The sequence below is a fragment of the Pseudomonas sp. A0308 genome, assembly GCF_044218815.1.
Lineage (GTDB): Bacteria > Pseudomonadota > Gammaproteobacteria > Pseudomonadales > Pseudomonadaceae > Aquipseudomonas > Aquipseudomonas iridis.
Map to the genome: position 1 here is coordinate 5580968 of NZ_CP162581.1, position 14825 is coordinate 5595792.

At 61.1% G+C, this 14825-nt stretch carries 8 protein-coding genes; 5 read left to right on the top strand and 3 right to left on the bottom strand.

Annotated elements, in window-relative coordinates; genetic code table 11:
• Nucleotides 1-24 precede the first annotated feature (24 nt).
• From AB4P92_RS25875 to AB4P92_RS25890, 4 genes are all read left to right on the top strand, one after another.
• The gene (locus tag AB4P92_RS25875; RefSeq protein ID WP_395598372.1) at nt 25-4494 is read left to right on the top strand and encodes a hemagglutinin repeat-containing protein; all 4470 of its coding nucleotides are present in this window, start codon (nt 25-27) and stop codon (nt 4492-4494) included.
• Between the two features lie 186 nt (nt 4495-4680).
• Nucleotides 4681-5172 carry a sigma-70 family RNA polymerase sigma factor gene (locus tag AB4P92_RS25880; protein ID WP_047300659.1) on the top strand — a complete coding sequence of 164 codons (492 nt, stop codon included), beginning with the start codon at nt 4681-4683 and terminating at the stop codon, nt 5170-5172.
• Nucleotides 5173-5260: 88 nt separating this feature from the next.
• Nucleotides 5261-6244, top strand: a complete 984-nt coding sequence (locus AB4P92_RS25885) for a FecR family protein (protein ID WP_395598373.1) — start codon at nt 5261-5263, stop codon at nt 6242-6244.
• 98 nt (nt 6245-6342) lie between these two features.
• Complete coding sequence (locus tag AB4P92_RS25890) at nt 6343-8769, top strand: TonB-dependent siderophore receptor (protein WP_395598374.1); 2427 nt, start codon at nt 6343-6345, stop codon at nt 8767-8769.
• 897 nt (nt 8770-9666) lie between these two features.
• Here AB4P92_RS25890 and AB4P92_RS25895 read toward each other — a convergent pair.
• Nucleotides 9667-10818 (bottom strand): MFS transporter, encoded by a 1152-nt coding sequence (locus AB4P92_RS25895; protein ID WP_115147256.1) that lies wholly within the window; start codon nt 10816-10818, stop codon nt 9667-9669.
• Nucleotides 10819-11066: 248 nt separating this feature from the next.
• Between AB4P92_RS25895 and AB4P92_RS25900 the strand changes: the two genes are divergently transcribed.
• Nucleotides 11067-12047 (top strand): diaminopimelate epimerase, encoded by a 981-nt coding sequence (locus AB4P92_RS25900; protein WP_395598375.1) that lies wholly within the window; start codon nt 11067-11069, stop codon nt 12045-12047.
• Between the two features lie 149 nt (nt 12048-12196).
• Here AB4P92_RS25900 and codA read toward each other — a convergent pair whose 3' ends face one another.
• Together codA and codB are read right to left on the bottom strand one after the other, a co-directional pair.
• Nucleotides 12197-13444 carry a cytosine deaminase gene (gene codA, locus AB4P92_RS25905; protein WP_042560094.1) on the bottom strand — a complete coding sequence of 416 codons (1248 nt, stop codon included), beginning with the start codon at nt 13442-13444 and terminating at the stop codon, nt 12197-12199.
• A gap of 14 nt (nt 13445-13458) precedes the next feature.
• Entirely contained in the window at nt 13459-14730 is a 1272-nt protein-coding gene (codB, locus tag AB4P92_RS25910) for a cytosine permease (RefSeq protein ID WP_395598376.1), read from the bottom strand.
• Between the last annotated feature and the right edge of the window lie 95 nt (nt 14731-14825).

Sequence of the window (14825 nt, forward strand, 5' to 3'; positions counted from 1 at the left end):
CCGTACTTACATGGAGACGTTCTTATGCCAGCACCTACCTTTGCATTTCATCTTTCCCCACGGGGCAAATTGCGTTGGGCGATCGCCAGTCTGTTCTTCGCCGTGCACCTGCCGAGCGCTTTGGCCGGTGGTGTAGTCGTCGCTCCCGGACCGGGCGGCACCGCGCAATTGCAGACTCAGGGCGGTGTGCCCATCGTCAATATCGTCGCGCCTAACGGCTCGGGCCTGTCGCACAATCAGTTCCTCGACTACAACGTCGACCGCCAGGGTCTGGTGCTGAACAACGCCTTGCAGGCCGGACAGTCGCAACTCGCCGGGCAACTGGCGGCCAACCCGCAACTGCAAGGGCAAGCGGCGAGCGTGATCCTCAACGAAGTGATCAGCCGCAACCCATCGGCCATCAACGGCGCACAGGAAATCTTCGGTCGCGCCGCCGATTATGTGCTGGCCAACCCCAACGGCATCTCGGTGAATGGCGGCAGTTTCATCAACACGCCGAACGCCAATCTGGTGGTCGGTCGTCCGGAGTTGAACGACGGCAAACTGCAAGCCCTGAGCACCCGTGACGCCAGCGGCCAGTTGCAGATTCAGAACGGCGGCCTGCGTAACGGCGAGGGCTCGATCAACCTGATTGCCCCGCGTATCGACAGCCAGGGCGCGCTCAATGCCCGCGATCAACTCAACCTCACCGTTGGCCGCAATCAGGTCGATTACGCCAGCGGCCAGGTGAAGACTGTGGACCCGGCAGGCAACACCGCCGATCAACGCATCGACGCCAGCCTGTTCGGGGCGATGCAAGCCGGACGCATCAACATCGTCAGCACCGCTGAAGGCGCTGGTGTGCGAGTTGGCGCGGTACAAGTGGCCGGGCGCGATGGCGTGCAGATTCGTTCTGCCGGCGACCTCAGTGTCAGCGGCGATGCAGTGGCGAACAGTCTCGACGTGACGCGCGCGGGTATCCGTAGCAGCCAGGGCGATGTCGGCCTGCACAGCGGCAAGGACTTGACCTTGGCCGCCACCGATGTCAGTGGTCGTGACGTTAGCGTCGATGCCAAGCGCAATCTGACCCTGAGTACGGTCGAAAGCCGCAAGCTCCAGGAAAAGCGCGAAAACTGGAGTAACAGCACCATCGGCATCACGTGGGAAACCTACGACCGTACCCAAACTGACAGCGAGTCGCGTCAGCACGGCAGCCAGATCATCGCCAGCCGTGACGCGACATTGTCCTCCGGCAAAGACACTCAGTTGCAGGCTGCAAAAGTCGAAGCGGCGAAGAATCTCAGCGTGCAAAGTGGCGGTGACCTGCGTCTGACCGCCGCCACCGAAAGCCACACCCAGACCGATCAGGGCAATCACCGCAAACACTTGTGGAAAGCCAACTGGAACACCAGCAGCGAAGAGCAGCGCAGTGTCACCAGCCAGTTGAAGGCTGGCAATATCGCCCTGCAAACCGCAGCGCTGTTGCGTTCCGAAGGTGCCGAGTTGAACGGTGCGGGCGACCTGCAACTGGCCGGCAAACAGGTGGAAATCACCACGGCCACACGCACCGATCGCAGCAACGACAATCGCTATTCCGGCGATCTGGTTGGCGGTGGTTTCTTTGGCAAAACCGGTGATGCCGACAAGGGCCAGACCCAGCATCAGGGCAGCAAAGTCAATGCGGCGGGCAAACTGATCGTCAAGGCTGACGACGTACGCATCAGCGGCAGCCAGGTCCGTGGCGGCACCGACGCAAGCGTGATCAGCGACAAGGGTTCGCTGATCGTCGACGGCGTGCAAGACACCTCGCACAGCAACAATCATGACAAGGACAGCAAGTTCTTCGGCATCAGCAAGGACGAGTCGCGCCAGAACGCCAAGGACAGCACCACGGTGCGCAGCGAACTGGTGTCCGACAGCAACCTCAAGCTCAAAAGCGCCAAAGATATCGAAGTGGCCGGCTCGACCGTCAAGTCGGGCGGCGCGTTGACCGCGGATGCGGCGGGGGATGTGAACGTGCATTCCGCGCAGAACAGCCACGACAGCAGCACCACGACGGAAACCCGTGGCTTCGATGCCTACGCCAAAGAGCAGACGCCAGAGCAATATCGCGCCGGGATTCATTACGAAGACAAGCAACAAACCGTGACCCGTAACGACGTGACCCAGCAAGGTTCCAGCCTCAGCGGCGGTAGCGTGCAAGTGAAGGCGGGCGGCGACGTGACCCTCAAGGGCGCGGACGTTAAATCCACCGCGGGCGACACGACGTTGAGCGGTAAAAACGTGTCGTTGCTGGCCGAGCAGGACAGCCACAAAACCTCCACCGACCAGTCCAGCACCGGCGGCGGTTTCTATTACACCGGCGGCCTCGATCGCGCCGGCAGTGGCATCGATTTCGCCCACAGCACCTCGCAGGACAGCAGCAGCAAAACCACTGCGCAAACCACCAGCGTGCAGAGCAGCGGCGGCCTGACGATCAACGCCGACAAGCTCGCCACCGAAGGCGCGCAAGTGAAGGCTGGCAACGGTCTGAACATCGTGGCCAACGAAGTCGATAACCGCGCGGCCAGCAACACCGAAAGCAGCACCCATAACCAGAGCAACTGGTCGGCGGATATCGGTGCCAACGTCGAGTACAAAGACATCGCCCGGCCTATCGCTGGTGCGGTTAAAGATGTGCTGAACGCCAAGGTGCCGGACAAGGATGCACTGGCCAATCTCGGTCAGCCCAACGTCGGTATCGACGTCGCGGTCGGTCACGGCAGCGCCGAGAAAACCGAGCAAGCCAGCAACGCTGTGGTCAGTCGTTTTGACGGCGGCACTGTCGACGTGAACGTCGCCGGAACGCTGCACGACCAAGGCACGCAGTACAACGCCAGCGCCGGTAAAGTGAACATCAGCGCCGACAAACTGGTTGCCGATGCCGCGAGCAATACCCACGCCAGTACCGACAGTTCGGTGGATGCCAAAGTCGACGTGCGGGTCTACACCAAAACCGGCGAAGACGTGAATGTCGCCGGTAGCGGCTTGGGTGGCAGCAGCCAGTCGAGCAAGGACAGTTCCACGGCGGTGGTCGGCGCTTATGCCGGCAGCCAGGGTGTGAACATCAAGGTCGGTGGCGACGCGCAGTTCGAAGGCAGCCGTTTCGACGGCGGGCAGGGCGGCGTGAACATCAAGACCGACGGCGATCTTGCGCTCAATCAGGCCAACGATCGCCAGAACAGCAGTGACGCCAGTCTGCGCGGCAATGGCTCGCTGACGGTCGGCACCTTGCCGGGCAGCGATGGCACCAACGTCGATCTCGGCGCCGGTTTCCAGCTCGACCACACCGGCAAGCAGACCTCTGACACTCAGGCCCATGTCGCAAGCATCACCGGCAACGGCCCGGTACAACTGAGCAGCGGCGGCAATCAGGTCCAGCAAGGCACGACGATCGACAGCGCTGGCGCCATCGATCTGCATGCTGATGGCAAGCTTGATCTGCAAGCAGCCACCGACACTCACACTGCCACCGGCAGCAATCTCGGCGGCGGCTTGAAGGGCGGCGGAAGCAAATCCAGCAGCGAGAAGAGCCGCGATCAGGGCGGCAATCTCAGTGGCAACTTCAACATTGGTCGGGTCAATGAGCACTCACAAACACTGACCGGTGGCCAACTCACCAGCCAGAGCGGGATCGCCCTGAGCGGTGACGCTGTTCATCTGCAAGGCACGCAAGTCAGTGCACCAAACGTCAACGTCGATGCACAGAAGGGCGGCTACGTTCAGGAGTCGGCACAGTCCACTGAAAGCCGTAATAACTGGAATGTCGCACTGAATGCCGGCGGCAACCTGAGCAGCAAGAAACCGACAGCCGCCGATGAGAAGGCCAGCAGCGATCACGGCTTCAATGCCGGGGCCAAGGTTGGCGTGGATTACCTGCAGAGCACCACGCAGCAGAACAGCCAGATCAAGGCTGACAATGTGGTGTTGAACAGCGCAGGCGATGCAGAGTTGGCTGGCGCGCGAATCGATGCGAAGACTGTCAGCGGGAATGTCGCCGGTAATCTGGCAGTCGACAGCCGTCAAGACTCGAAGACAAGCGCCAAGGTTGACGTGGATCTTGGCCTGACCGCCAAGAAAAACCCACCGAGCGACAAGGAAAAACTCGCCGGCACCGACTACAAACCGACGCTGAAAGCGCAGGGCGAATACGCGCACAAGAACAGCGTCGCGCAGGCGTCCGGCATCAGCGCCAGTCAAGGTGTAAAGCTGAATGTAGGCGGCGCGACACAACTGACCGGCGCGCGCATTTCGGCGAGTGACGGCAAGGTTGATCTGGGTGGTTCGAAGGTTAGCAGCACCGACCTGAACAATCGCGATTACGGCATCAAGGCTGGCCTGGATCTGCCACAAAAAACCGAGGAAAACGCGCCGAAGGTGTCGTTTGAGAACGGTGATCTGAAAGTCGGTCCTGTCACTTTGAGCGGGCATCTCGATACCCAAACCCTGCAGGCCGGAATCGACGAAAAAGGCTGATCCCGATAGTCCCGTGTAGGAGCTGCCGCAGGCTGCGATCTTTTGCTCTTGGAAAACCAGGATCAAAAGATCGCAGCGTGCCGCAGCTCCTACAGGGGGATTTGCTTATGATCGGAATGATTTGCCGGTCTTAATAGTAACCATTACTATTCGCGCACATTTCCTCAGCACAACACCCATACCCCCATGCGTCCCCGCAGACCCGGCTTTTTCGAGCATTACGAAGAGTTGATCGGCACCTGGACTCGTCGCCTGCGCAATCGCGCGCAGGCCGAGGATCTGGCGCACGACACCTTTGTGCGTGTGCTTGAGTCCGATTCGGCAGAGGTGCAGCAACCCCGGGCGTATTTGCACCAGACCGCGCGCAATATTGCGGTCGATGGCTATCGGCGGGAGGATCGGCGCGGCGCCATGGAGTCGGAGGCGATCGATCACAGTGCGTCGTCATCCGGCGACCCGGAGCATTACATGCATGCGATCCAGTTGGCCGACTCCATCGAACGGGCGCTCGCGGAGCTGCCAGTCAATTGCCGGAAGATTTTTGTCTGGCAGAAGATCGAAGGCCTGACCCAGGCGGAAATCGCAGAACGCCTGGGGCTGTCCAAGAACATGGTCGAAAAGTATATGATCCGCACCCTGCGGCATCTGCGTGATCGACTGGACGGGTTGCAGTCGTGAATCTGCATTGTGACGAAAAGATCGCAGCCTTCGGCAGCTCCTGCACGGGGCTGTGTGTAATTGAATCCCCGGCCAAACAGGACATTCCATGATGGATACTCGTGATTGCGCGTGCGGGCAAACGACGGTGCGCGATGACGCGGCTCGCTGGTTTGTGCGTTTGCAGGAGCCGGCCGTTAGTGCCGACGAGCAGCAGCGCTTTGACGCCTGGCTGAATCAACATCCGCAACACCGTGATGAATTCCAGTTGCTGCAAGGGCTGTGGACGGCGGCTGACCTGCTGCCGGCGCCACGCCTCAAAGCCCTCGCTGAAACCCGACCGGCGCGCCGCGAACGGCGTCCGCTGCTGCGTTATGCGGTGGCGGCCAGTGTGCTGGCGGTGGCGCTTGGACTGGGGCTGTTCAGCGGCCTTAATCACCCGGGCGGTTACAGCGCAGAATTCTCCACCGCGCTCGGCGAGCGCAAGCATGTGGCATTGCCGGACGGCTCGGTGATCGACCTCAACAACCGCAGTCGCTTGCAGGTGCATTATGAAAAGGATCGCCGGCTCATCGAGTTGAGTGAAGGCGAGGCGATGTTCAGCGTCGAGCACGACAGCTCGCGACCGTTTGTGGTCGAGGCGGGCAGCGGCAAGATTACGGTCACCGGAACGCGCTTTGATGTTCGCCGCGACGTGACGCAGACACGGGTAGCGGTGGAGCAGGGCACAGTGAAAGTGCAGGGACACGATGCGCCGGACAACGAATTTATCAACCTGACCGCCGGCCTCGGCACCCACGTCGATGCGCAAGGCAAAGTCGCGGCAGCCTACGCGGTCAATCCGGCGGAGCTGACGGCGTGGCGTGGCGGCAAACTGGTGTTCAACAACGCCCGCCTCAGTGAAGTGGCCGCTGAAGTGTCGCGTTATCGCGAGCAACCGCTGACCGTCAGCAACCCCGGTGTGGCCAATCTGCGCCTTACCAGCGTGTTCAAATCCGACAACACCGACGCCTTGCTCAAGGCCTTGCCGAACATTCTGCCGGTGGCCATTCGCACCCTCGCGGATGGCAGCCAGGAAATAATTTCAAAATAAAATTCAGGTTTTTTTCGAGTTCATCGTCTTCCTGTTCAACTGCAACTGGTTTGCATTAACAGCCGCACACTCTTGCGATCCACAGGACTACGTTCGACGTGAAAACCATCCCTGCCAACAACAAAAAATCTCCTTGGTTGCCGCTGGCCCTCGCGCTGGCGGTCAACGCTGCCGTGCCTTTGGCGTTCGCTGCTGAAGCTATTCATATTCGCGCGCAGCCGCTGGGTCAGGCCTTGAGTGAACTGGGCCAGCAAACTTCGCTGCAAGTGTTTTTCAGTCCGGACCTGGTCGCCGGCAAACAAGCCCCGGCAGTCGACGGTGATCTCTCGCCAGAGCAGGCGCTGCGCCAATTGCTGCAAGGCAGCGGTCTGGATTATCAGATCAACGAAGGCTCGGTGACGCTGTCGCCCGCCGCGACTTCCACCGCCACCAGCGGCCCGCTGGAACTGGGCGTGACCGATATCAAAGTGGTCGGCGACTGGCTCGGCGACGCGAATGCGGCCGTGGTGCAAAACCACCCCGGCGCGCGGACGGTGATTCGCCGCGAAGCGATGGTCGAGCAGGGCGCAATGAACGTCAGCGACGTGCTCAAACGCGTGCCCGGCGTACAGGTGCAGGACTCCAACGGCACCGGCGGCAGCGACATTGCTCTGAACGTCGGTGTGCGCGGTCTGACGTCGCGTCTGTCGCCACGCTCCACCGTGCTGATCGACGGCGTGCCAGCGGCGTTTGCGCCGTACGGTCAGCCACAACTGTCGATGGCGCCGATCTCGTCGGGCAACCTCGACAGCATCGACGTCGTGCGTGGTGCCGGCTCCGTGCGTTATGGGCCGCAAAACGTCGGTGGCGTGATCAACTTCGTCACCCGCGCAATCCCGGAGAAAACCACTGGCGAGATCGGCACCACGCTGGAAACCACCCAGTATGGTGGATGGAAGCACATCGACACGGCGTTCCTCGGCGGCACCGCCGACAATGGCATGGGCGTGGCGCTGTTGTACTCAGGCGTCAACGGCCACGGCTACCGCGAGCGCAACAACGGCAACGACATTGACGACGTGCTCCTCAAGACGCACTGGGCGCCGACCGATCAGGATGATTTCAGCCTCAATTTCCATTACTACGACGCCAGCGCCGACATGCCCGGCGGCCTTACGCAGAAGCAGTACGACGACAATCCGTATGAGTCGGTGCGCGACTACGACAGCTTTACGGGCCGACGCAAGGACGTATCGTTCAAGTGGATTCGCCAGATCGACGAGCGCACTCAGGCTGAAGTGCTGACCTACTACACCGACAGTTTCCGTGGCAGCACCATCGCCGCACGCGACCAGAAAACCCTCAGCTCGTATCCGCGCTCTTATTACACCTTGGGCATCGAGCCGCGTGTCTCGCGCGTGTTCGACGTCGGCCCGACCACCCAGGAAGTCAGCGTCGGTTATCGCTATCTGAAAGAAGCGATGCACGAGCAGTCGAGCCGACTGGCGCTGGTCAACAACCAGCCTGTCGTCACGCCGACTTCCGACGGCCACGTGTTCCAGGATCGTACCGGCGGCACCGAGGCCAACTCGGTTTACATCGACAACAAAATCGACGTCGGCAACTGGACCATCACGCCGGGCATTCGCTTCGAGCACATCAGCACCGATTGGCACGATCGCGCAGTGCTCGATACCGCCGGCAGACCGGTGCCAGAGAAAAACCGCAGCATCGAAAGCAATGAACCGCTGCCAGCGTTGAGCGTGATGTATCACCTGTCAGACGCGTGGAAGCTGTTTGCCAACTACGAAACCTCGTTCGGCAGCCTGCAATATTTCCAGCTGGGGCAGGGCGGCTCGGGCGATAACACCGCCAACGGTCTGCAACCGGAAAAGGCCAAGACCTACGAGATCGGCACGCGTTACAACGATGACGTGTGGGGCGGGGAAGTGACGCTTTTCTACATCGACTTCGACGACGAACTGCAATACATCAGTAACGACGTGGGCTGGACCAACCTCGGTGCGACCAAGCATCAGGGCATTGAAGCCTCGGTGCACTACGACATGGCGGCGCTGGATCCGCGCCTTGAGGGGCTGACGGCCAACGCTGGATTGACTTACACCCGTGCGACCTATGAAGGCGAGATTCCAGGCTTCAAGGGCCGTGACCTGCCGTTCTACTCACGTCAGGTGGCGACCGTTGGTTTGCGCTATGACGTCAATCGCTGGACCTACAACATCGACGGTTTCGCCCAGTCGAAACAGCGTTCGCCGGGTACTGGTGTGAACGCCGATGGTAGTTTTAACGGTAACTACATCACTGACGGCACGGCGGATGGGCAGTACGGTGATATTCCGGGCTATGTGACCTGGAACGTGCGCGGCGGTTATGACTTCGGGCCGCAGGTGTCGAACCTGAAGCTGGGCGCCGGGGTGAAGAATGTCCTCGACAAGCAGTATTTCACCCGCTCCAGTGATAACAATTCGGGGATGTATGTGGGGGCGCCGCGGACGTTTTTTGTGCAGGCTAGTTTGGGGTTTTGAGGCCTTGGGGGGGCAGATCCGTTTTTGGGGTGATGGCTGAGTAGGGTTCCGCCCTTACGGCGGGTCACTTTTGGCAAACGCCCCAAAAGTAACCAAAAGGTCTGTGCCCTGACGTTCGGCCCTCGCTGTGGCTCGGGTTCCTTCGCTCCGGGATCCATCCGGGGCATCGATTCCGGCTTGCTTCGCTGCACCTCCTTTCGATGTCCTCCCCGGATGAATCCCTCCACTCAGCCTGCCGACGGGCTCTGAGATCAAGAGCTGCACTCGAGCTAACGCTCATTGTGTTGAGTGGGGCGGACTTCGCCGCATTGGGTGTTCGCAAATCAAAATTGTGGGAGCTGGCTTGCCAGCGATAGTGGCCTGCCAGCCGACCAGGCTCTGGCGGGTGCACTCGATCCCATTGTGGGAGCGAGCCTGCTCGCGAAGGCGGTCTGACAGCCGACCAATCTCAGGCAGATGTAATCAACTCACCTGTAGGAGCTGCCGAAGGCTGCGATCTTTTGATCTGCTTGGCTTTGGCTTTGGCTTGGGTTTTTGATCTTCTGCCCCATCGGCAGGCCGAGCGAAGGTGTTCATCCGGGGGTTAGGCGCGTAGCGCCGTGCGGCGAAGCCGCATACATCGAGAGGAGGTGCAGCGAAGCAAACCGGAGGCGATGCCCCCGGATGGACACCGTAGCGAGGGAACACTGAGCCTCAGCGAAGTGCCGTACGCCGGGGCAAAGCCTTTTGGTTCCTTTTTGGCGTTTGAAAAAGGGACTCGCTGTAAGAGCGAAACCGCCAGCGGCAGCACCCGCATCAACGGATATGCCCCCAACCCCAACCCCCAAAAAACCAAATCAAAAGACCGCAGCCTTCAGCAACTCCCACACAGTTCGCAATCTGGCAGCTGCACTCGGTTCAGACTTTCAACACCTTCCCGCCAATCGCCACCGCCACCAACAACACCGCCATCAGCCCAAACGCAAAACTCAAACTGCTGGCATGCGCGACAAACCCGATCACCGCCGGCCCCGCCAGAATCCCCGCATAACCCAGCGTAGTGATCGCCGGCACGGCAATGCTTTCCGGCATCACCGTCTGCTTGCCGACCGCCGTGTACAGCACCGGCACGATGTTCGAACAACCGGCACCGACCAGCGCATAACCGACCAGCGCGAGTTGCCAGCTTGGCGCGAACGTCGCCAGGAACAAGCCTGCCGCCGCCAACAGGCCACCAAACAGAATGATCCGCGTCGCACCTACACTGCGCACAATCCGGTCGCCCATCAAGCGGCCGGCGGTCATGGTCAGGGCAAATGCCGCGTAACCCAAACCCGCATATGCCGTGTCGATCCCGCGTTCCTGAGCGAGGAACACCGCGCTCCAGTCCAGCGCCGCGCCTTCGGTGAGGAACACGATGAAACACATCCCGCCGATAAACAGCACGATGCCGTGCGGCACCGCGAAGGCCGGGCCCGAGCTTTCGCTGCCATACGGCAGCATGTGCGGGACGCATTTGAACAGCGCGCCGATCAGCACCGCGACCACCACCAGCATCGCACCCAGCGGCGACATACCAAGGCCGAGCAGGGCGCTGACGCCCGCCGCGCCGACAATCCCGCCGAGACTGAACAAGCCGTGAAAACCCGACATCATGTTCTTGCCGCTGGCGCGCTCGACGATCACCGCTTGCAGGTTCACCGTCGAATCCACTGTACCCAGCCCGGCGCCGAACATGAACAGCGTGGCAATCAGCGCCGGAACCGACGACACCGTCGCCAGCAACGGCAACGCCGCGCAGATCAGTAACGTGCCGCCAGTTGCCACGCGTCGGCAGCCAAACCGCGTGGCCAAAATACCCGCCAATGGCATCGCCAGAATCGAACCGACGCCGAGGCACAACAACAGCAATCCCAAGGTGCCCTCATTGAGCCCGGCGCGGGCCTTGGCGTACGGCACCAGTGGCGCCCACGCGGCAATACCGAGGCCGGCGATGAAAAAAGCGATGCGGGTGGACATCTGTTGCATGCGTCCGGGGACGAACGTGTCTTGGGGGGTGAGGCTGGTCATATCGATCCTTGGCAAAAATACATCGCGTCCTCGAGGGACAGTGATTGAGCGTCGAGGTTCGATCACAGGACTTGGTGGAACGCAGGAGGATATCGTTGCACAGTCCAACCCGTGGGAGCGAGCCCGCTCGCGAAAGCGGTGTGTCGGTGGACATATTCTTTGACTGAGCCCACGCATTCGCGAGCAGGCTCGCTCCCACAGGGGATTGCGTTTTACAGTGCCATTTTCGAAACGATGAAGGGCAGGTGATGACGCAGTTCTACGATGCTCGGGGCAACATCTATGGGGTGGTTTCTCCGGCGACGTTGCGTGAAGCGGGGATTGATTTGCCAGCGAGTGCGACCGAATGTGCGTCATCGCGCAAGGCATGGAGTAAAGCGGCCATCGCGCTGTGCTGCGACTGGCCGGAAGGTCAGCGCCCGCCGAACAGCAAATCCCACCGCAGCGATGGCCTGCTGATCGGCCCTTTTCAGAACTCGCCGCCGTTTGACGTGCTGATCGTCAACACCGACGGCACCCTCGCCGAGCGCAGTGGCAACGGCCTGACGATATTTTCTCAAGCGTTGACCGAACAGGCATTGATGCCGGAGCAGGGGGCACGATTAAGCGTCCACCACGACAAGGGTGATGCGCTGCAAACTTCGGTGAAACCGGCCGAAGTCGAAAGTGTGAAAGGTTTCTGGCTGGATCTCGGCCAACCCGAATTCGGCGCGGATGCGGTCGGAGCGCAGAACATAGAAAGCGGCGAGTTCAATGGGCGTGCCGTGAGCCATGTGCGGCTCTTGGCGCAACTCGATCCGACTTGGAGCCGCAGCCAGTTTGTACGCGTCGGCAATCCGCATTGTGTGACGTTACTGACAGAGGTTGGCGCATTGCCGAGTAACGAGCAAATGCGCGAATCACCGCTGAGTGAAGGCTTGACCCGGATTGCTTACGCGATGCCGACGGGTGAAGGTGATCCTTGCCCGGCGGGCGTCAATCTGCAGTGGGCCGTGCGTGAGTCCGAGCAGCGAATTGTCGCGCGGGTGTTCGAACGCGGCGAAGGGCCGACCGCTTCCTCCGGTACCAGCGCCAGTGCGGTGGCGTGCGCGGCGTGGCGAGTCGGTTGGGTCGACGCGGGCGAGGTGCACGTCGTGATGCCCGGCGGCACCGCTCCGATTTTGCTTGAAGAAGAGCACGGTGAATTGATCGGGGTCAGATTGTTCGGTACGGCGCAGTTGATGGGTTGAATTTGAAATCGCCATCGCTGGCAAGCCAGACTCCCACAGGTTTTGTGCTGAGCACTGCGTCTGTGTACACAGCAGTCCTAGGCCAGACACACACTGTGCTCACCGAAAACCCTGTGGGAGCTGGCTTGCCAGCGATGGGGCCCTCAGCCTCAGCTCAAACTGCTGCTGAACTCCACCACCGGCATCTGCCGCTTCATCAACACCTTGCCGCCGCGAATCGAATACAGCGGCAAGCCCTGGCTGCGAATGACCTCGTAATCGCTGTCCGCCGAGAGGATCAGCAGGTTTGCCGGTCGCCCCTGTTCCAGGCCATAGCGCTCGCCCAGATTCATCGCTTTGGCGCTGTTATCGGTGACCAGATCCAGCGCACTTTGCAGGTTGCGGTAACCGAGCATGTGGCAGATGTGCAGGCCGGCTTCAAGCACGCGCAGAATGTTGCCGTTGCCCAGCGGATACCACGGGTCGACGATCGAATCCTGGCCGAAACACACATTCATTCCGGCTTCGAGCAGCTCATTCACGCGGGTCACGCCACGGCGTTTCGGGAAGTTGTCGAAACGCCCTTGCAGGTGAATGCTCTCGGTCGGGCACGAGACGAAACTGATCCCGGAATGGCCGAGCAGGCGGAACAGTTTTGCGCAGTAGGCGTTGTCGTAGGAGCCCATCGCCGTGGTGTGGCTGGCGGTGACGAGGGCGCCCATGTCACGGCTGCGCGCTTCTTCGGCGAGCACTTCGAGGAAGCGTGAATGCGGGTCGTCGGTCTCGTCGCAGTGCACGTCGACCAGGCATCCAGTGCGTTCGGCCAGGTCCATCAGAAACTTCACCGAACTCACACCCTGATCGCGGGTGTACTCGAAATGCGGGATCCCGCCGACCACGTCGGCGCCCATGCGGATGGCTTCTTCCATCAACTCGCGACCGTTGCGGAACGACTCGATGCCTTCCTGCGGAAAGGCGACGATTTGCAGGTCGATCAGGTGTCGACTTTCCTCGCGCACTTCGAGCATGGCTTTGAGCGCGGTGAGTTGTGGGTCGGTGACGTCGACGTGGGTGCGCACATGCTGGATGCCGTGAGCCGCCAGGGTCTGAATGGTTTTCTTGGCGCGGGTCTTGGTGTCTTCTTCGGTGATGGTGACCTTGCGCTCGCCCCAGCATTCGATGCCTTCGAACAGCGTGCCGCTCATGTTCCAGCGCGGTTCGCCGGCGGTGAGGGTGGCGTCGAGGTGAATGTGCGGCTCGACGAAGGGCGGCACTACCAGATTGCCGCCGGCGTCGAGGTCGTCGGGGCCCAGGGTCGGGGCTTCGGTCTGGCGGGCGATGCTGCGGATCAGCCCGTCTTCAAGGTGCAATTCGTGCAAACCTTCCTGGTTGCGCAGTCGGGCGTTGATGATGTGCATCAGGCAAATCCTTCTTATAAGTCTTGAAGTGGCACGCTGGCGCTGCGGGCGCCGAGTATGGCGGTGAAGATGACATACGTTAGCGCGGCAGCAGCGATCCCTACCAGCGGCGCGACCCACGGCGAGCTGAACGCCGCGACGGTGCCGATCCCGTAGGCCCCGAGGCCCGGCCAGTTGAAGGCCGGCAGCCGTGCGTCGGCAAGACGCGGATAGCGCCCGCGCCAGCGGTAGAAGAAGTCGGCCATGATCACGCCGCCAATCGGTGGGATCACCGTGCCAAGCAGAATCAGATAAGGCACCAGCATGTCGTACATGCCCAGCAGGGCGAGCAGGGTGCCGATCACCGCACCCGCCAACGTCACGGTCTTGCGCCGCCCGGTGCGCAGCAGGTTGCAACCGGCGACGGCGAAGTTGTAGATGGTGTTGTCCTGAGTGCTCCAGATGTTCAGCAACAGCATCGCCATTGCGGCCATGGCGAAACCCTGCAACAGCAGCACTTCAACCACGTCCGGTTGCTGGTAGACGATGGCGCCATAGGCGCCGATCAGCACCATCAGGCCGTTGCCGATGAAGAACCCGATCAGGCTCGCCAGTACCGCAACTTTTGCCGAACGCGAAAAGCGCGTCCAGTTGGTCGCCTGCGTCGCGCCACTGACGAAAGTGCCGAACACCAGGGTGATGGCGGTCGACCAGTCCAGCGAACCACTGGGCACAACGCTCAGCAGTCCCTCGAAACCGCCGACTTTCACCGTCGCGGCCCACATCGACAGCATCAGCAGCAACATCATTGCCGGCACCGCGATGTACGACAGAATCTCCAGCCCGCGATAACCGACATACGCCGTGGCGCAGAACATCAGGCCGAACAACACCATCAACCCGAGAACCGTGGCCTCATCGAGGTTGAAATACTTGCCGATCACCACCGCCGCCGTCGCCGTGCCCCAGGCATACCAGCCGATCTGGGTGAAACCGAGGATCAGGTCGCTGAGCTTGCTGCCGACTTCGCCAAAGCAGAAACGCCCCATCAGTACCGAATTGAGACCGCTCTTGAAGGCGATGTAACCCAGGCCCGCTGCGTACACTCCGAGCAGCAGATTGCCGACGATGATCACCGCCATCAACTCGGCAAAACCGAACGCCACGCCGAGCTTGCCGCCGGCAAACATGGTCGCGGTGAAGAAGGTAAAACCCAGCAACACCATCGCCGTGGAGGCCAGGCCTTTGCGCGCATGCAGGGGGACTTCGCTGAGGGGGTAATCGTTGCCGGAATCGTTTTGCGTCATGGGGCGGTCCTTGCTGAAAGGGAAGACGCGGGGAGGGTTGCAGTGCTCGTGCCAAACCGGGCGCTGTGGCTATGTATAGACGAGACGGTGCTTTT

Bases quoted from the DNA above. Each gene is read 5' to 3' on its own strand.
- AB4P92_RS25875 (WP_395598372.1), top strand. From the start codon at position 25: ATGCCAGCACCTACCTTTGCATTTCATCTTTCCCCACGGGGCAAATTG.
- AB4P92_RS25880 (WP_047300659.1), top strand. From the start codon at position 4,681: ATGCGTCCCCGCAGACCCGGCTTTTTCGAGCATTACGAAGAGTTGATC.
- AB4P92_RS25885 (WP_395598373.1), top strand. From the start codon at position 5,261: ATGATGGATACTCGTGATTGCGCGTGCGGGCAAACGACGGTGCGCGAT.
- AB4P92_RS25895 (WP_115147256.1), bottom strand. From the start codon at position 10,818: ATGACCAGCCTCACCCCCCAAGACACGTTCGTCCCCGGACGCATGCAA.
- AB4P92_RS25900 (WP_395598375.1), top strand. From the start codon at position 11,067: ATGACGCAGTTCTACGATGCTCGGGGCAACATCTATGGGGTGGTTTCT.
- codA (WP_042560094.1), bottom strand. From the start codon at position 13,444: ATGCACATCATCAACGCCCGACTGCGCAACCAGGAAGGTTTGCACGAA.
- codB (WP_395598376.1), bottom strand. From the start codon at position 14,730: ATGACGCAAAACGATTCCGGCAACGATTACCCCCTCAGCGAAGTCCCC.